This is a genomic window from Paraburkholderia sp. J67 (genome assembly GCF_905220265.1).
Classification (GTDB): Bacteria; Pseudomonadota; Gammaproteobacteria; order Burkholderiales; family Burkholderiaceae; genus Paraburkholderia.
On record NZ_CAJMZK010000010.1, the window covers coordinates 216692 to 235077 of the forward strand.

Consider the following 18386-nt stretch of genomic DNA (forward strand, 5'->3'; position numbering starts at 1 on the left):
AATGCCAGCACTGGCGCACGAGCGCCAGTGCTGTACTAGATCGTGCCAAACAACGCGCGTGGCCGGTCGCGCAGCGTGCGCGAAAGAATCTGCAACGCACGCGAGAGTTGTTCGCGCGAGGTCGCGCAGGCCAGATTGATGCGCACGCCGTGCTCGGTCGTCGAGCGGTCGACCGCAAACGCCGACGCCGGCATCGTATTCACGCCGCGCGCGAGCGCATTCGCGGCAAAGTCGTCGGAGCGCCAGGGTTCGGGTACGCGCAACCACACGAACATGCACGCCGGGTCGCTCTTGAGCAGATCGGCTGGCAGCAACTCGCGCGCCAGCGCCTGGCGGGCCTGCAATTCTTCGCGCTGCGCCTCGAGAATGGTGTGCGCCGTGCCGTCCTCGATCCAGCGCGTAGCGATGAGCATGGACAGCGGCGCGGGCATCCATGCCGTGGTGCGGACCGCCTCGGCCGCGAGCGCCGCGCCATGCGGCGGCGTGAGCAGATAGCCAATGCGCAGGCCCGGCGCGAGGATTTTCGACGTCGAGGCAATGTGGAACGTGAGTTCGGGGCACAGGCTCGCGATGGTCGGCAACCGCTTGCGCAGCAGCGGCCCGTAGACGTCGTCTTCGATGATCGCGATGTGATGGCGGCGCGCGATATCGACGAGCGCCGCGCGCCGTTCGAGGCTCATGGTGACGACGCCCGGATTCTGCAGGTTGGGCACCGTGAAAATCGCCTTCACGCGCAGGCGTTTGCACGCCTCTTCGAGATGCTCGGGCAGCAGGCCGTCGTCGTCGCTCGGGATGCCGACCAGTTCGAACTGGAACACCGGCGCGAGCGCTTTCAGGCCGTAGTAGGTCAGCTTGTCGGAGAGGATCACGCCCTCGTGACCCATCAGGCTGCTCAACACCGCATAGAGCGCGTGCTGCGCGCCGCTCGTGACGACGAGATTGTCCGGCGAGGGCGTGAAGCCCGGCGCGGCGATCCATTGCGCGCCCGCCGCGCGGGCCCAGTCCGGGCCTTGCGGCGGCTGGTATTCCTGCGTTTCGGCAAAGCGCGGATCGCGCGCGATGGCCGCCATCGTGCGCGCGAGCTGGGCCACGAACTCGCCGGTCGCCGGACGGTTGACGGTCAGATCGATCACGCCGTTGCCTGGCGGCTCGCCCGGCGCGTTGCGCTGCGCGGGCGTGTTCACCACGGGCATCGCGCCACCCGTGACGATCGAGCCGCGCCGCTTGCTCGCCACGATCAGGCCGCGCGCCTGCAACTCCTTGTACGCGCGTGAAACCGTCGACACGTTGATGCCAAGCTCGACGGCCAGATCGCGCTGCGGCGGCAGGCGGCTGCCGGGCGGATAGTGTCCGTTGCGCACCTGCTCCTCGAGGTTGCGCGAGACCTCGAGATAGGTGGCTTGACGACCTTTTGTCTGGAGGGTGTCATCACTTTTTGTCTGATTATCGTCGTGCTTCATTCAAGTAATAACTCCATACAAAACTCGTTTGCCGGCGCTCGCTAGAGCCTGATGCTGCGCGATATTGCCGACGGTCTCCTCGCATGTTCATCCAATATTCCCTTGTATGGCAAGGGATTATTCAGAAGTTCACGGCTAATTCGACTGCTCCCCAGGGCAAATCCTGGTCTCCATACAAAGCGTTTTAAATTGCACACAAAAATTTATTGTGTGAGTATGAAGTCATGGTTTTGTTCGGCCAATGATTCGGCGCAACACGCACTGTACCTGAGGAGCTGCCTGTGGCAAATCGCCCATCCGTTTCCCCATCCGGCGGGTCGTCCGCCCATCTCGGCCATGCGCTGCGCAAGCGGCACGTCACCATGATTTCGCTTGGCGGCATCATCGGCGCGGGGCTGTTCGTCGGCAGCAGCGCCACCATCGGCGCGATGGGACCGGCGGCCTGCTTGAGCTATCTGCTCGCGGGTGTCGTCGTGCTGTTCATCATGCGCATGCTGGGCGAAATGGCGCTCGCGCATCCCGGCGTCGGCTCGTTCACCGAGTTCACGCGCCTCGGTCTTGGCAACTGGGCCGGTTTCACGAACGGCTGGCTGTACTGGTATTTCTGGGTGATCGTCGTGGCGGTCGAAGCCGTCGCGGGAGCGGCGATCCTGCAACGCTGGATACCGGCTCCGGTCTGGCTGATCGGCCTCGTGCTGCTCTCCGTGATGACGCTCATCAACCTCCTGTCCGTCAAATCGTATGGCGAGTTCGAGTACTGGTTCGCGTCGATCAAGGTGGCCGCCATCATCGTGTTCATCGTCGTGGGCGTGAGCTGGTTGTGCGGCTTCTCAAGCTGGCACCAGACGGCTGCGCACCTCACGGGCGATCGCGGCTTCATGCCGTTCGGCGCGATGTCGGTGTTCGCGGGCGTGCCCACGGTGATCTTCGCGGTCGGCGGCGCCGAGATCGCGACCATCGCCGCCGCCGAATCGGACGACCCCGGCCGCAATGTCGCGTCCATGACGCGCTCGGTGATCCTGCGCGTGATCACGTTCTATGTGGGCTCGATCTTCGTGATCGCGTGCATCGTGCCCTGGGGGCATATCAAGGTCGGCTATTCGCCTTTCGTGGCCGCGCTCGAAACGATGCACATCCCCGGCGCGGCGGACATGATGAACGCCATCGTGCTGGTCGCCGTGCTGTCGGCGCTCAATTCGGGGCTCTACGTGTCGTCGCGCATCATGTTCCGGCTTGCCGAGCGCGGTGACGCGCCGCGTAGCCTGCTCGTGCTGTCGCCCAGCCGCGTGCCGCGCCTCGCGGTGCTCGCGAGCAGTGTGGTGGGCTACGTCGCCATCGTCGCGGCCATTGCGTCGCCGCAGGGCGTGTTTCTCTATCTCGTGAACGCGTCCGGCGCGATCATGCTGTTCGTGTATCTGTCGATTGCGCTCGCGCAGATCGTCTTGCGCCGCCGCCTGGAAGCCGAGGCCCCCGAGCGTCTCACGCTGCGGATGTGGCTCTTTCCGTGGCTCTCGTGGGCGGTCGTGGCGGCGATCGCGGGCGTGCTGATCGCGATGGGATTCGAGCGCTCGCTCGCTAGCCAGTTGCTGGCGAGTCTCGGCAGTCTGGGGGTGGTGTCGATCGCGTTTTGGCTCACCCGCTGGTTCAGCCGCCGCAGCAGCGACGGCGCGATGTCGCACGAGAGCGCCACCGGCGGCGCCCTGGGCGTGCCCGCCGCGCAAGGGAAACCATAATGGCCGAAGTCGCTGTCATCGGTGCGGGATTCGTCGGCCTGTCGTGCGCCTTCTGGCTCATGCGCGACGGCCACGCGGTCACGCTCTACGATCCGCTCGGGCCCGGCGAGGGCGCTTCCTATGGCAATGCGGGCACGTTCGCGAACTACGCCTGCATCCCCGTCAACAATCCGGATGTGTTTCGCCAGTTGCCGCACTTCCTGTTCTCGTCGTCGAGCCCGTTGCGCATTCGCTGGAGCTACGCCCCCACGCTCGCGCCGTGGCTCGCGCGCTTCCTGCTGAGCGCGACCCGGCAGCGCTACGAGGCGAGCGCGAAGGCGCTGGCGGGCATACTCTCGCGCGCCTTCGACGGCTACCGCGAGATGCTCGACGATCCGGCGCTGCACGCCTTCGTGCGCGAGCGCGAATGCCTTTACCTCTATTCGGGCGCGTCGTCGTTCGAGGCCGCACAAGCGTCGCTGGCGTTGCGCGCCTCGCTCGGCGTGCGCTTCAGCACGCTCGATCGCGACGCGATCCGCGCGCTCGAACCCGGCCTCGCGCCCATCTTCACGCGCGGCACGCTGTTCGACGGCAGCTGGTATCTGAGCGATCCGCGCGGATTCCTGCGCGCGTTGCACGCTTCGCTCGTGCACCGCGGACTGACACACCGGCAAGCCAGCATCGCGCGCATCGCAGCGGGCGATCACGGCGTGCGCCTCGTCGATGCAGGCGGCGTGCGCTCCGATGCCGAACATGTCGTGCTCTGCGCGGGAGCGCACTCGGGCCCGCTCGCGCGGCAATGCGGCGACGCACTGCCACTCGACACGGAGCGCGGCTACCACGTACGTTTTCCCGACACCTCGAACCTCATTTCGCGACCCTGCGGCTGGGCCGAGCGCGGCTTCTACATGACGCCGATGACGGGCGGCATCCGCGCGGCGGGCACCGTCGAGCTGGGCGGTTTTGCGGCGCGCAAGAATCCGGATCTGCTCGCCTTGCTCACGCGCTCGGCGCGCGAGGCGCTGCCCGCGCTGCCGCAGCCGGACGGCGACTGGCTGGGTTTCCGGCCGAGCCTGCCCGACGGTTTGCCGGTGATCGGCGCGTCGCGCCGTTCGCCGCGCGTGGTCTATGCGTTCGGCCATCAGCATCTGGGCGTCACACTAGGCGGCGTGACCGGCAGCGTGGTCGCCGATCTCGTGGCTGGGCGGCCCGCGCCGCTCGATCTCGCACCATATAACCCGCGCCGTTTTTGACGGCCGATTTCACCACCACCGCAGTCTGCAGAGGACCCACATCATGAACCGCCGCAACCTGGTAATCGCGCTGGCCCTCGGGGTCGTGGGCGCCTGCGCGCCCGCGTTTGGCGCCGAGCCCGAGATCGTCAAGATCGGCTTCGCCGGACCATTGACCGGCCCGGTGGCACGGGTCGGCAAGGACCTGCAATACGGCGCGCAACTCGCGCTGGACGAGGAAAACGCGCGGCATCCGACGATCGACGGCAAGCCAGTCAAATACGTGCTCGATGTGCAGGACGATCAGGCCGACCCGCGTGTGGCGATCCAGGTGGCGCAGAAGCTGGTCGACGATGGGGTTGTCGGCGTGATCGGCCATTACAACTCGGGTTGCAGCATTCCTGCGTCGGCGGTCTATCACAATGCCAACGTGGCAATGATCACGCCCGGATCGACGAATCCCGCGCTCACGCAGCAGGGCTTTACGAACGTGTTTCGCACGATGGGCAATGACGGCATTGGCGGCGTGATTGCCGGGCGCTTCGCGGTGGAACAGCTCAAGGCGAAGCGGATCGGCATTATCGACGATCGCACGGCGTTCGGTCAGGGGCTCGCCGACGCGTTCCAGAAGGGCGTGAAGGACGCGGGCGGCAATCTCGTCGATCGCGAGTTCACCAACGACAAGGCGGTGGATTTTCGCGCCATTCTCACGTCGCTCAAGGAGAAGAACGTCGACCTGATCTTCTTCGGCGGCCTGGACGAGCAGGGGGCGTTGCTCGTCAAGCAGATGCGCTCGCTGGGCTTGCAGGCCCGCCTCTTTGGGGCTGGCGCGCTCAAGAGCAACGCGTTCCTGCAAGTGGCGGGCAGCGCAGGCGAGGGCACGCGCGATCTCGAACCGGGACCGGCGCTCGACAAGCTGCCGTCGGCGCAGGCGTTCGCCAAGCGTTACAAGGCGCGATTCAATCAGGATGTCGAACTGTATGCGCCGTTCGCCTACGACGCCGCGCTGGCCATGATCAAGGCAATCCAGAGCGCGAACTCGCTCGATCGCGCGAAGATCGTCGCGAGCCTTCCGAAAGTGACGGTCACGGGCGTGACGGGCAGCATCTCGTTCGATCCACATGGCGATCTGATCAAGCCGCCTTATACGCTTTTTGAAGTGCAGCAAGGGCAGTGGAAGAGCCAGCGCACGGTGGGAGGCAGCGGCGTCTAGCAGCATGACGCGCAGGGTGCGCACGGCGCGCGCTATTTTTTACAGTCCAGCCGATTTTTAAGCTTTACCTAAGCTTGTTCGTGCGCCGCGAACAAGCTTTTTCTTTTCATGAATAGCAACGACTTTTATTCAAGCGAGAAAAGCAACGAAGAATCTGTCGGCTCATGGAAATCCCCCATATTTCCAGTGCCTCTGCGAAAGCATCGAGAAGGGTTTGCGGCCCTAGAATTCGCCCATTAATCGAGCGCCGGCAGCATCGTGCCGCTGGCCGACAATAATGGAGACAGTCGATGCAACCCACTTCTCGCGCATTGCGCCGCCGCATGCCCGCGCTTGCGCTCGCTACCGGTCTGCTGGTCGGCATGGCGGCCCCGCAAGCCCGTGCGGCGGACGACGCCAACAAGATCACCATCATGGTTGGCGGCATCACCAAGCTCATCTATCTGCCGGCGCGCCTCACGGAACAGCTCGGCTATTTCAAGGATGAGGGGCTGGACGTCGAACTGCTCTCGCAACCGGCTGGTGTCGATGCTGAAAACGAATTGCTCGCGGGCGCGGTGCAAGGCGTGGTGGGTTTCTACGATCACACCATCGACCTCCAGACAAAAGGTAAGGATGTCAAATCAATTGTCGTGTTCGGTCAGGTGCCCGGCGAAGTGGAAATGGTGTCGTCGAAATCCGCCGATACGCTCAAGTCGATGGCCGACGTCAAGGGCAAGACGCTTGGCGTAACCGGGCTGGGTTCGTCGACCAGCTTTCTCACGCAATATCTCGCGGGCCAGCACGGCATTGCGTCGACCGACTACACCATGCTGCCGGTGGGCGCCGACGCGAGCTTCATCGCCGCCGTCAAGCAGGGCCGTATCGACGCGGGCATGACCACCGAGCCGACGGTTTCCGCGCTACAGAAGTCCGGCGACGCGAAGGTGCTCGTCGACATGCGCACCGTCGACGGCACGCGCGCCGCGCTCGGCGGCACCTATCCGGCGGCGAGCCTCTACGTGCAGGATGCGTGGGCGGCGCAGCACAAGGCGCAGGCCGCGAAACTCGCGCATGCATTCGTGCGCACGATGCAGTTCATCCATACACACAGCGCGGACGAAATCGCCGCGAAGATGCCCGACGATTATCAGAAGGACAAAACGCTCTATGTGAGCGCGCTGAAGGCGTCGCTGCCGATGTACACGGCGGACGGCAAGATGCCCGCCGACGGTCCCGCTACCGTGCTGAAAGTGCTGTCGAGCTTCAACCCTTCGGTCAAGGGCAAGCACGTGGACCTCGCGAGGACCTGGACGAACGAGTTCGTCAGCGTCAAGTGAAGCCGTCGATGCTGCGCGACGCCTTCGCGTCGCGCGGCTTTGGCGCCCTTCGCGGCGCCTGATTTATCGTGAGATGCCTTTGATGAAGCAAGCTCCAGCCCCGACTCCCACTCCCACGGCCACCCCGGCGATCGAGTTCCGCTCGGTGTCGTGCCGGTTCATCGCGCCGGACGGCAAGGCCACCGTCGCCCTGCGCGATTTCAGCATGGCCGTCGCGCAAGGCGAATTCGTCGCGATCGTCGGTCCCACCGGTTGCGGCAAGTCCACCACGCTCAGCATGATCACCGGCCTGCTCAAACCCACTTCGGGCGAAGTGCGTGTGATGGGCGCGCCGGTGGACGGCATCGATCCGCGCATTGGCTTCGTGTTTCAGGCCGATGCCGTGTTTCCGTGGCGCTCCGTGCTCGACAACGTCGCGGCGGGCCCGCTCTTTCGCGGACGCTCGAAAAGCGCGGCTTACGACGAGGCGAACGACTGGCTGCGACGTGTGGGACTCGACAAGTTCGGCAAGCACTATCCGCATCAGCTTTCGGGCGGCATGCGCAAGCGCGTGGCGCTCGCACAAACTTTTATCAACCGGCCCGAAATCCTGTTGATGGACGAACCGTTTTCCGCGCTCGACATGCAGACCCGCACGCTGATGCAGGACGAACTGCTGCAACTGTGGGGCGGCACGGGATCGGTGGTGTTCGTCACGCACGATCTGGAAGAAGCGATCGCGCTCGCCGACCGTGTGTTCGTGCTGACGGCCCGGCCCGCGACGCTCAAGAAGGTCTATGAAATCGACCTGCCGCGCCCGCGCATCACCTCGGAAATTCGTTACGAACCGCGCTTTATCGAAATCTCGCGTGACATCTGGCACGACCTGCGCGAGGAGGTGCAAATTGCCTGACACGCTTGAACTCCGGAAACCATCCATGACATCGTCCACCCCGTCTTCCCGTGCCGCCATCGACGGTCATTCGCTCGCGCAGATCGAACGCCTCGCGCAACGCCGCATACGCCAGCGTCATGCGCTCGTGATCGGCTTGCGCGTGCTCGTGCTCGTGGCGGTGCTCGGCGGCTGGGAACTCGCAGGGCGCAACAAGTGGATCGACCCGTTCTTCTTTTCGATGCCTTCGCTGATCTTTTTGCAGATCGTCGACTGGTTTCAGAACGGCACGTCGCAAGGGCCGTTGCTGCTACAGGTGTGGGTCACGCTCGAAGAAACCGTGCTGGGCTTTCTGATTGGCGCGGCGGGCGGCGTGGTGTGCGGCGTGCTGCTCGGTCGCAACAAGCTGCTCTCCGACGTGTTCAGCATCTATATCAAGGTCGCCAATTCGATTCCGCGTGTGGTGCTCGGTTCGGTGTTCGTGATTGCGTTGGGTCTTGGCATGGCGTCGAAGGTGGCGCTGGCGGTCGTCATGGTGTTCTTCGTGGTGTTCGGCAACGCGTTCCAGGGCGTGCGCGAAGCGGATCGCTACATGATCGCCAACGCGCAGATACTCGGCGCGTCGCGCCGCCAGGTGACGACCTCGGTGGTGATTCCCTCGGCGCTTTCGTGGATTCTCGCGAGCCTGCATGTGAGCTTTGGCTTTGCACTGGTGGGCGCGGTGGTGGGCGAATTCCTTGGCTCGAAGCAGGGCATCGGCTTGCTGATCTCGACGGCGCAAGGCGCCTTCAATGCGAGCGGCGTATTCGCGGCGATGATCGTGCTCGCGGTGGTCGCGCTCTCGACCGACTATCTGTTGAGCGCAGTCGAAAAGCGTTTGCTCAAATGGCGGCCCGCTGCGTTCTGAACGCCATTGGGGCGTGAGTGAAGACGATAGAAGTAACCCCATTGCCGTCCCGCATACGCTGCGGGACGGCTTTGTACTGGAGGGCGTGACATGGTGCATAGCCTGCGTGCGCGTTTGCTGTTGTGGCTGTTGCTGCCGCTCGCGGCGTTCGTGCTGGTGGCGGGCGGCGTGTCGTACGACGCCGCGCGGCAGACCGCGGATTTGTTGCAGGACAGTGCGCTGCTCGCGTCGGCGCGCACCATCATCGAAGATGTGGATTGGGAGAACGGCGCGCTTATCGCCACGGTGCCGCCCGCGGCGCTGGAGCTATTCGAGTCGCCTTACCAGGACCAGGTGTTTTACAAGGTGCTGGCCGGTGGCGGTCGATCCGAAGGACGACTATTGATCGGCGCGCCGGATCTCGCGGCGCCGCCTGCGGGCCGGGCGTTGCCCGCGTTTTACGACAGCACCTATGCGGGCATGCCGATCCGCGCGGTGGCCTATGAGCGACTGCTCTACGATTCGGGGCGAGCGGAGCGCGTGACGGTGATCGTGGGCAAGACGATGGCCTCGCGCCAGGCGATGATCGATAGCCTCTGGCGGCCGCAACTCTTGCGGCAGGGCTTGATGCTCGCGCTCGTCATGCTGCTGGTGCCGCTCGGTCTTACGCTCGAACTGCGTCCGCTGATCAAGCTGAAAGACGACGTGGCCGACCGCGAGCCGACGCAACTCGAACCCATACGTCCCGCGCATTTGCCATCGGAATTACGGCCGATCGTCGATGCGATCAACCAGTGCATCGCGCGCCTCAAGGTGCACGCATCGACGCAGCGCCAATTCATTGCCGACGCCGCGCATCAACTGCGCACGCCGCTCACGCTGCTCGCGACGCAAACCCAGTTCGCGAGCCAATGCGACGCGCGCGACCCGGCGCTGTTCGCGGCACTGAGCGGCGTGCGCCGAACCAGTCAGAAGATGGCGGAATTGACGAGTCAGTTGCTGCTGCTTGCGCAGGCCGAGTCGATGGCGACGCCCGCCGTGGCGACGCGCGTGCCGCTGGCTGCGGTGCTGTCCTCTGTGCTGGAAGAACTGATTCAGGCTGCGCAGCATCGCGATATCGACCTGGGCGCGGAACTCGACGAACGCGTGAGCGTGGCGGGCAACGCGGGACTCATCGCCTCGCTGGCATCGAATCTGATCGACAACGCCATACGCTATACGCAACGGGGCGGCAGTGTGACCGCGCTGTGCAAACGCGAAGGCGATGAGGCGGTGCTTCAGGTCATCGACAATGGGCCGGGCATTCCGGCCGAAGCGCGTGCGCATGTATTCGAACGCTTTTACCGCGTGTCGGCGGATACGGACGGCACGGGGCTTGGACTGGCCATCGTGCATCAGGTCGCGCGCTCGCACGGCGGCTCGGTTGCCCTCGCGCCGGGTGCAGGGCGCGTGGGGCTCGTCGTGACCGTGCGTCTGCCAGTTTGGCGCGAGTGAGGAAACCCTATGAAACTGCTGCTGGTGGAAGATAACGCCGAACTGGCGCACTGGATCGTCAACTTGCTGCGCGCGGAGCAATTCGCCGTGGATGCCGTGACCGATGGCGAATCGGCGGACTCGGTGCTGCTCACGCAGCGCTACGACGTCGTGCTGCTCGATATGCGCTTGCCGCGCATGAGCGGCAAGGACGTGCTCAACCGCTTGCGAAGGCGGCGCGACAACGTGCCGGTCCTCATGCTCACCGCGCATGGTTCGATCGACGACAAGGTGGCCTGTTTCAGCGCAGGCGCCGACGACTATGTGGTGAAGCCCTTCGACAGCCGCGAACTGGTTGCGCGCATCAAGGCGCTGATACGGCGGCAAACGGGCGAGAAGTCGGGCTGCCTCACATGCGGCGATCTGCACTATGTCTCGGACACGCGCGAGTTTCGTCACAACGACGCGACCTTGAGCCTGCGCCGCCGCGAACATTCGATCCTGGAGGCGCTCATGCTGCAACAGGGCAAGACGGTGTCCAAGCATGTACTGATGGAACGCATCTTCAGCCTGAACGACGAGCCGAGCGCGGACGCCATCGACATCTATATTCACCGCCTGCGCAAGCATCTTGCGGAGTCGAGCGCGCAGATCATGACGTTGCGTGGGCTCGGCTATATCCTGCGGGCGAAGGAAACCGCCACGCACGAGCACGTTGCCATGCAAGGTGCGTAGTGATCGGGCATTGGTGAATGCACTTAGTGATGCCAATGATTCGCGAAAGGAGCGCGAAGGATTCACCCCACTAGGATTCGTCTCATCCGTTGCACGCTGACAGACCGGCGCAGATCGAAGCCGACGGACTAGAAGGCGGCAACGGAACCATCAGAATTTGAACGCAGCACTCTGAGGAGACAATCTTGAAGAAAAAACATCTCGCATTCACCGTGGCGGCCGGCGTATTGGCCGCGAGCGGCGCGCACGCACAGTCGAGCGTTCAGCTCTATGGCCTCCTCGATCTGAGCGTGCCGACGTACCAGTCGCACGCGGACGCCAATGGCAATCACGTGGTCGGGATGGGCATCGGCGGCGAGCCGTGGTTCAGCGGCAGCCGCTGGGGCGTGAAGGGGGCGGAAGACCTGGGCGGCGGCACGAAGGTGATCTTCCGGCTCGAAAGCGAATACCGCGTGAGCGACGGGCAGATGGAAGACCCGGGCCAACTCTTCGACCGCGACGCGTGGGTGGGTCTGGACGACGAGCGCTTCGGCAAGTTCACGGCCGGTTTCCAGAACACCATCGCGCGCGATGCGTCCGCGATCTACGGCGACCCGTACGGCAACGCCAAGCTGACGACGGAAGAGGGCGGCTGGACCAACGCCAACAACTTCAAGCAGATGATTTTCTACGCGGCGAGTGCGACCGGCACACGCTACGACAACGGGGTCGCGTGGAAGAAGGTGTTCGACAATGGCATCTTCGCGAGCGCCGGTTACGCGTTTGGCAATTCGACGAGTTTCGGCAATAACGCAAATTATCAATTCGCGCTGGGCTACAACGGCCCGACGTATACCGCGTCGACTTTCTATAGCCACGTGAATCGCGACGGCTTCACGAATCAGGCATTCTCGGTGGGCGGTAACTATTCGCTCGGTATCGTGCGCGCCAATGCGGGCTACTTCCGTTATTGGGGCAACCAGGGCGCGCTGGGTCAGCGCCAGGATAATGCGTGGACCGTGTCGTTCAAGCTCGTGCCGAAGGGTGCGTTCGATTACGAACTGGGCTATCAGCAGATGCGCACGCACAACGCCGCCTATAACGCGGGCGGCGATATTCCGAACGCCAACATCGGCGCATTCGACCCGACCAGCGGTCTGCACAACGGCTTCAAGGAAACGCTCTACGGCTCGGTGTTCTATCACCTTTCGAAGCGCACCGAAGTGTATCTGGCGGGCGACTTCATGAAACTGCACGGCGGTTATACGGTGAGCACGACCTATGGCGCGACCAATCAGGTCGAAGTGACGACCGGCGTACGCACGCGCTTCTGAGTGTCGTATGCGCTCGATAGAGGGCGGTCGCCGGCGTGCGCCGTCGTGCGCGGGAGGCGATTAGTCGGCCCTCTATCAGTCGGGTTTCAACCCGCGCTCGCGCAGGCTACGGTCGGCGCCGTGTAATCAGACGGATAAGGCGACGACGGTCCGCTCACGAGGCGCAGACGCTGCGTCGCCAGCACGTCGGCCTGCGCTTGTTCGCCAGGCGTCAGCGCGACCGAAGCGCCGGCAGGTGCGGCCTGATTGACGCCGCAAATCAGGTCTTTTCCGCTTGATAGATGGATGGCCGTTTCGTAAGAAGAAAGCGGCGGCGCAGCAAAGCTACCTGTGCTCCAGAGCGCGGCGGCACAGGCGAATGCGGTGCAGAGTGGGGTGATCTTCATGACACGCTCCTGAGCTGATTGAGGGGCTTCCATATTCGATCAGCCCGCGCCGTCGCGCTAGCGCGAATTCGGAAAATGACTCTTGCGCCGAACTCAAGGATTCGAATGTATGAATAAAGCGCTCGTTCGCCGATCCGCCTTGTTTAGCGAATCCCCGCCTGGGCTATGTCATTCAACGGATGAAGAAGGCCCATTCATCACCGCCACGCCCCGCGCTGAATCCACGATAAACCGCGTTTCCTGAGAATGGCCAGATGTATTCATCGACACCACAAAAACATAACGTGCGGCGCGTACACACATCGCGTCGACCAGTTGTGTGGCGTGCCGTCGTGAGATCTGGAAATCGGCGGCAATCGTGCGCATGTCGCTCAACGGGTTTTGTGCATCGCCGAAACGACGCGCGAAGAGGGTTGCTAACCGGCTTTGCTTCGCGTCGAGCGCGGTGGAATGCCAGAACGGATCGAAGGCGGGTTTGGCGAGTACGATTCCAATCGTTCGCACAGCTTCATAAAAATCATCGGCGGGGAATCGCACTTCGATCGAGCCGTTTCGATCTGCCGCAGCGGCAGCGCCTTGGCCACGCTTGAGCCAACCGTGCGGCACCGACAAGGCTTCTTCCCACGCTGCAAACGACGACGCATCGACGTGGCGCGGCAGCTTGCCCGTTTCCCAGTTTTGAATCGTTTGCCAGCGCGTCCCAACTGCTGCTGCGACCTGGATGAACGACATGCCGAGGCCGCGTCGTCGTGCGGCCGCGTGTTCGCCGATTTCAATGCGCTGTTGCGGTGTCAGCGCGACGCTATCGGGCGAGCGATCGGCCGCGTAGGGTGGCGCACGATGCGTCGCTTGCTGAACCACGGTCGTGACGCCGTCCAGCAGCCAGGCCGGTGAGGTATTCAAGGCAGCCGCCCAGGCGTTCAGCTTGTGCTGCCACATCTTTGCCGATACGCCACCGTTCTCCCAGCGTCTGAGCGTTTGCGGCGCTACGCCGAGCCTGCGCGCCGTCTCGGTTGGCGTTTGCTTCAAGCGCAGACGTCGTTCGCGTGCGCGCGTGCCGATGACCGCCTTGTCGTCGTGTGGGATGAGCACGACGTGGTATCCGTTTACATCCTTTTCCGCTTGCATCCCGCTAGCATTCCGTCTCTTGCATCCAGCACGCTCTGGTTGCGTTCGCAACCAGAGCGGTCAATCGCAGCCGTCACGTCACATCGTGCCACGTGAAGCGGCCACTTCCTCAAGCCCGATGGACGGTGGCGCCACCGTTCGCATGGGCTTTATTCACGACTCGACCCGAGCCGATCAGAAACGGTGGCGAATGCCAACCGTGCCGACGACCTGCGAGCTCGACGACGACGCCGAGAAGCCCGAGATATCCGCGCCGATGCCCGAATTGCCCGTGTCGCTGACGTGCTGATACGCGGCTTCGGCGTACACGTCGGTGCGCTTCGAGAGCAGGTAATCCGTCTGCAGCGTGAGCTGGTTGTACTTCGGCTTCACGCCCTTGAGGCTCGCATCCGTGTAGGTGTACGCGCCCGAAACCGTGAGCGCCGGCGTCAGGTTGTAACGCGCATTGACTTCGAAGTTGGTGAAGCGTGCGCTGCCGTCGAGTGCAATGCCACTGGACGTGCCCGACCTGGACGTGCTGATCATCGAGGCGTCGCTCAGTTGTGTCTGCGTGAAGACAAAGCCGAGGTTGGCCGCGCCGAACGCGTAGTTCACGCCCGCGCCATACGTGCGCTGACGGCCCGCCGTGAAGGTCGAATCAGTGCTGACCGCGCCGCTCGTGTTGCTCGAACCTTCGCCGTTGAGTTGGAGGTAACCCGCTGCGAACTTCAGGCCGCCGAATGCGTACGATGCGCCGAGGCTATAAGCGCGGTTGTCGGAGAAGCCGCCGGCTTCGTTCGAAAAGCCATAGAGGCCGCCGAACTTGAAGCCGTTGTAATCGACGCTCTGGAACTTGACCGAGTTGCTGATACGGAAAGAGTTGTTCAGGTTGTCGTTGTCGTACGGGTGCGAGGCGATCGTGCCGCCGTATTGCGTGCCGTTGAGTGCGAGCGGGCCGAGATAGTCGACCACGCTGTCGTACTGGCGGCCAAGCGTGAACGAGCCGTACTGGTTGCTAGACAGGCCGACGAAGGCCTGACGGCCGAATTCGCGGGTGTTCTGCCCGAGTGCGCCCGTCATGACGCTGAAGCCGCTTTCGAGCACGAAGATCGCCTTGAGACCGCCGCCCAGGTCTTCCTCACCTTTCAGGCCCCAGCGGCTGCCGTTAAGCGCGCCGCTCATGGCGGCGAACTGGTGTGCGCCGCCTGCGTTGCTGCTATAGGCGACACCCGCGTCGATCAAACCGTACAGCGTGACCGTGCTCTGTGCTTGCGCGGCGCTGGCAAACGACGCTGCGGCGATAGCGAGAGCGCAAAGGGAAATCTTTTTCATCGTTACTCCATTAGTTTTTTATTCGCTCGATGCGAGCGAGGCGGAGCATAGCGCGATATCGGCAATGATTTTTCGCGCTTGTGGCATCAGCGCGACGAATCATGCGGTTGAATATATTTCCTAATCTGTCTTATTACGGAATGTTCGCGGTTGATGGAAATGTGCCGTAAAAGAAGGGGCGTTGTGAGCGTGGATCGAATAAGAAATTGATCCTGTTTCGCATGTGAAATTCGTAATTTAGAGAAACACTCGATGATCAGATTGGAAATAGAGAGAGGAAATGCGCGTTATTAAGAATCGGAAATTTTCGGTAGCGTAATGGAGTGATTTCGACAATCAAGACGAGTTCATTCGAGCCGAACCGGTGCTTGCAAGTTGCGTGCGCAATTAAAGGTGAATGAAAGAAATCTGGCGATGTTGCGGCGTGTGGTGTGAACGAGACGCAACACACAACATCGTCATTTCGACGGCTTTTTTTACGCCGGTTTACAGCCAGGCACGGGCACGAATTTGCGCGGCGCCTTATCCGGCAAGGCGAGAGCGTTGTAACGCATCGCCTCAGGAGACGGTCGTGGCGTGCCGAATCCTTACTCGCTGTTACTTGTTCCCCGGAACTTTGTGAATGGGAAGTGGAATCATTCGCATTTACGGATATCATCGCGGCCTTCGATGCATATTGGGTCAACCGACCCGCCATCACGCCGCGGATACCGATCAATGAACCGAACCACTCTCTCACCGGCACAGGCTTTCCGCCTTGCGCCGCTCGCCGCTGCGGCCCTCGCGCTCGCGGGCTTTTCCGTGCAGGCAAGCGCCGCGGACGCCACGAGCGACACCACCGCCACGGACACCACCAAACCGCAGTCGGTGCTGCCCACCGTGAGCGTGAAGGCGCAGCGTGAAGCACTGCCAGGCGATCTCGCCCCGGCCTATGCGGGCGGGCAGGTGGCGAGCGGCGCGTCGATCGGCGTGCTTGGCAAGCAGAAGATGATCGACGTGCCGTTCTCGGTCACGAGCTATACGTCGAAACTGATCCAGGACCAGCAGGCCCAGACCATCGCCGACGTCGTGCAGAACGATCCGGCCGTGCGCACGGCGCTCGGCTATGCCAACTTCTCGCAGACGTACATCATTCGCGGCTTCCAGGTCTATTCCGACGACGTGGGCCTCGATGGCTTCTATGGCCTCACGCCGCGTCAGATGGTGGACACCGGTGCGATCGAGCGCGTGGATATCTTCAAGGGCGCCAGCGCGTTCGTGAATGGCGCGGCACCCGGCGGTACGGGCGTGGGCGGCACGATCAACGTGCAGACCAAGGTTGCCGACGATAAACCCATCGCACGTGTGACGGTCGAAGGCAGCGCGTCGGGCGAACTCGGCACGCATGTGGATGTGGGCCGCCGCTTTGGCGAGAACGACCAGTTCGGCATTCGCGTGAATCAAACCGTGGTGGGCGGCAGCACGGCGGTTCAGAACCAGGACAACCATTCGCAGCAGACCGCGATTTCGCTCGACTATCGCGGCGACAAGCTGCGTCTTTACGCAGACTTTCTTTATCAAAAGAACAACATCACGGGCGGGCGTTCGGGCGTGTTCGTGGATGGCGACGACATGCCGTCGACGCCGTCGGCGAGCTACAACTACGCGCAACCGTGGACGTATTCGAAGCAGGAAGACACGGTGGGCATGCTGCGCGGCGAGTACGATCTCGCGCCGAACTGGACCGCTTACGCGGGCGTGGGCTCGCGCCACACGACCGAACTCGGCGAGTACTCGACGATCACCTACGATGAGGGCGCCGCCGAAGCGTATCGCATGGGCGACACGCTCAAGGAAAACGCGATCTCGGCGCAACTGGGCGTGCGCGGCAAGTTCGACCTGGGTCCAGTTTCGAATCAGGTCAACGCGGGCTGGCAGATCAATCGCGTCGCGGAGTATGGCGCGTATGACATGAGCGGCTATTTCCCGACGACCCTGACCAATACGCAGGTGGTTGCGTTCCCTTCCGCCTCGTATAGCGGCGGCAGCTTCGACGATCCGGGCCTGACGAGTTCGACCCTGATGCGCAGCTTCGTTGTCTCGGACACGCTCGGCTTCTTCCAGAACCGCCTGCTGTTTACGGTCGGCGCGCGCCATCAGAACATTGTCGAAAACAACTACAACTACGGGACCGAATCGGAGTACTCGCCGTACAACGAGTCGGCCACGACGCCGATTCTGGGCCTCGTCTACAAGCTTCAGCCAAACCTGTCGATCTACGCGAACCGCGCGGAAAGTCTGGTCGAAGGCGGCACCGCGCCCGACACCGCAGCCAATGCCGGCCAGGTGATGGCGCCGTTCCGCGCAAAGCAGTACGAAGCCGGCGTCAAATACGACGCGAACCATTACGGCGCAGCGCTCGCGGTCTACCAGATCAAGCAGCAGGTTGCCTATACGAATAGCGTCACGAATATATACGAGACGGACGGCGTGCAGCGTCACCGTGGCGTCGAGTTCTCGATGTATGGCGAACCCGTCAAGGGCCTGCGTCTGATCGGCGGCGCATCGTATATCGATGCGAAGCTCATGGATACCGGCGACAGTTCGCAGGACGGCAATCGCCCGGTTGGCGTGCCGGCATGGACGCTCAACGCGAACCTCGAATACGACGTGCCGCAGGTGCACGGCCTCACGCTGATGGGCCGCGCGATCTGGACCAGCTCGCAGTATCTGAACACGGCGAATACGCAGAAAATCCCGTCGTGGACGCGCTTTGACGTGGGCGCGCGCTACAAGACGCAGGTCCTCAAGCACGATACGAGCTTCAACGTGATGGTGACGAACCTCGCGAATCGTTCGTACTGGTCGTCCGCGCTGGGCGGTTATCTGACGCAAGCCGAACCGCGCACGGCCTGGTTCTCGGTCACGACGGACTTTTGATGCGCCTGTGCCGCCGCAGATCCGCAATATGGCGCTGGATCGGGCGGCACATTCCAATCGGCCGCTGCCGCATCGCGTGCGGCCAGTCTCGCGGTCTCGTGATAGATCGCCTCGTGGCGCGTCAATTGCGCCTCGTGCCGCGACAACAGGGCCGATAACGCCTTCGTTTCGGCCTCGCCCTGCAACGACCAATCCAGGCCCGCTAACGCGCGCGCATGGCATTGCTGGAGCGCTTCATCGGCGGCGTGTGAGCCATTCGCGGTGGGCGTAGTGCCATCCGCGCGCGGATCATCCGCCACGATGCCCGCCTCACGCAAAAGGGCATCAATGCGCGCGCTCGCGCGATCAAGGCGGCCCGCTACGCGCGGGTTGCCGATCAGATCATTTTCGATAATCGTGACGTGGGCCGCGACGGTATGGCCGTTCAC

General features: G+C 63.1%; 15 protein-coding genes. 10 read left to right on the forward strand and 5 right to left on the reverse strand.

Annotation, left to right across the window (positions count from 1 at the left end):
• Positions 1-35: 35 nt before the first annotated feature.
• The gene (locus tag U5782_RS20210; RefSeq protein WP_322045651.1) at positions 36-1460 is read right to left on the reverse strand and encodes a PLP-dependent aminotransferase family protein; all 1425 of its coding nucleotides are present in this window, start codon (positions 1458-1460) and stop codon (positions 36-38) included.
• 362 nt (positions 1461-1822) lie between these two features.
• Here U5782_RS20210 and U5782_RS20215 point away from each other — a divergent pair, with 362 nt between their 5' ends.
• The 9 genes from U5782_RS20215 (at position 1823) to U5782_RS20255 (ending at position 12214) form a co-directional block, all read left to right on the forward strand.
• The gene (locus U5782_RS20215) at positions 1823-3193 is read left to right on the forward strand and encodes an amino acid permease (protein ID WP_322045708.1); all 1371 of its coding nucleotides are present in this window, start codon (positions 1823-1825) and stop codon (positions 3191-3193) included.
• Positions 3193-4425, forward strand: a complete 1233-nt coding sequence (locus U5782_RS20220) for an FAD-dependent oxidoreductase (protein WP_322045652.1) — start codon at positions 3193-3195, stop codon at positions 4423-4425. The genes U5782_RS20215 and U5782_RS20220 overlap by 1 nt, the downstream gene beginning before the upstream one ends.
• Positions 4426-4468: 43 nt before the next feature.
• The gene (locus tag U5782_RS20225) at positions 4469-5617 is read left to right on the forward strand and encodes a branched-chain amino acid ABC transporter substrate-binding protein (protein ID WP_322045653.1); all 1149 of its coding nucleotides are present in this window, start codon (positions 4469-4471) and stop codon (positions 5615-5617) included.
• A gap of 323 nt (positions 5618-5940) precedes the next feature.
• A complete protein-coding gene (locus U5782_RS20230; RefSeq protein WP_322045709.1) occupies positions 5941-6936 on the forward strand; it encodes an ABC transporter substrate-binding protein in 996 nt (331 codons plus the stop codon).
• 82 nt (positions 6937-7018) lie between these two features.
• Positions 7019-7828: an ABC transporter ATP-binding protein gene (locus U5782_RS20235; protein WP_322045654.1), complete on the forward strand. Its 810-nt coding sequence runs from the start codon at positions 7019-7021 to the stop codon at positions 7826-7828.
• 25 nt (positions 7829-7853) lie between these two features.
• Positions 7854-8714 carry an ABC transporter permease gene (locus U5782_RS20240; RefSeq protein ID WP_322045655.1) on the forward strand — a complete coding sequence of 287 codons (861 nt, stop codon included), beginning with the start codon at positions 7854-7856 and terminating at the stop codon, positions 8712-8714.
• 90 nt (positions 8715-8804) lie between these two features.
• Positions 8805-10187, forward strand: a complete 1383-nt coding sequence (locus U5782_RS20245) for a sensor histidine kinase (protein WP_322045656.1) — start codon at positions 8805-8807, stop codon at positions 10185-10187.
• 9 nt (positions 10188-10196) lie between these two features.
• The gene (locus U5782_RS20250) at positions 10197-10901 is read left to right on the forward strand and encodes a response regulator (protein ID WP_322045657.1); all 705 of its coding nucleotides are present in this window, start codon (positions 10197-10199) and stop codon (positions 10899-10901) included.
• Between the two features lie 185 nt (positions 10902-11086).
• A complete protein-coding gene (locus U5782_RS20255; RefSeq protein WP_322045658.1) occupies positions 11087-12214 on the forward strand; it encodes a porin in 1128 nt (375 codons plus the stop codon).
• A gap of 86 nt (positions 12215-12300) precedes the next feature.
• Here the strand turns inward: U5782_RS20255 and U5782_RS20260 are convergent, their stop codons facing one another.
• The 3 genes from U5782_RS20260 to U5782_RS20270 form a co-directional block, all read right to left on the reverse strand.
• Positions 12301-12600: a hypothetical protein gene (locus U5782_RS20260; RefSeq protein WP_322045659.1), complete on the reverse strand. Its 300-nt coding sequence runs from the start codon at positions 12598-12600 to the stop codon at positions 12301-12303.
• Between the two features lie 168 nt (positions 12601-12768).
• Positions 12769-13728 carry a helix-turn-helix transcriptional regulator gene (locus tag U5782_RS20265; RefSeq protein ID WP_322045710.1) on the reverse strand — a complete coding sequence of 320 codons (960 nt, stop codon included), beginning with the start codon at positions 13726-13728 and terminating at the stop codon, positions 12769-12771.
• Between the two features lie 174 nt (positions 13729-13902).
• Positions 13903-15039 (reverse strand): porin, encoded by a 1137-nt coding sequence (locus U5782_RS20270; RefSeq protein WP_322045660.1) that lies wholly within the window; start codon positions 15037-15039, stop codon positions 13903-13905.
• 717 nt (positions 15040-15756) lie between these two features.
• Here U5782_RS20270 and U5782_RS20275 point away from each other — a divergent pair.
• Positions 15757-17958, forward strand: coding sequence for a TonB-dependent receptor (locus U5782_RS20275; protein ID WP_322045661.1), 2202 nt, complete (start codon positions 15757-15759; stop codon positions 17956-17958).
• Here the strand turns inward: U5782_RS20275 and U5782_RS20280 are convergent.
• Entirely contained in the window at positions 17901-18386 is a 486-nt protein-coding gene (locus U5782_RS20280; RefSeq protein ID WP_322045662.1) for a hypothetical protein, read from the reverse strand. The genes U5782_RS20275 and U5782_RS20280 overlap by 58 nt on opposite strands.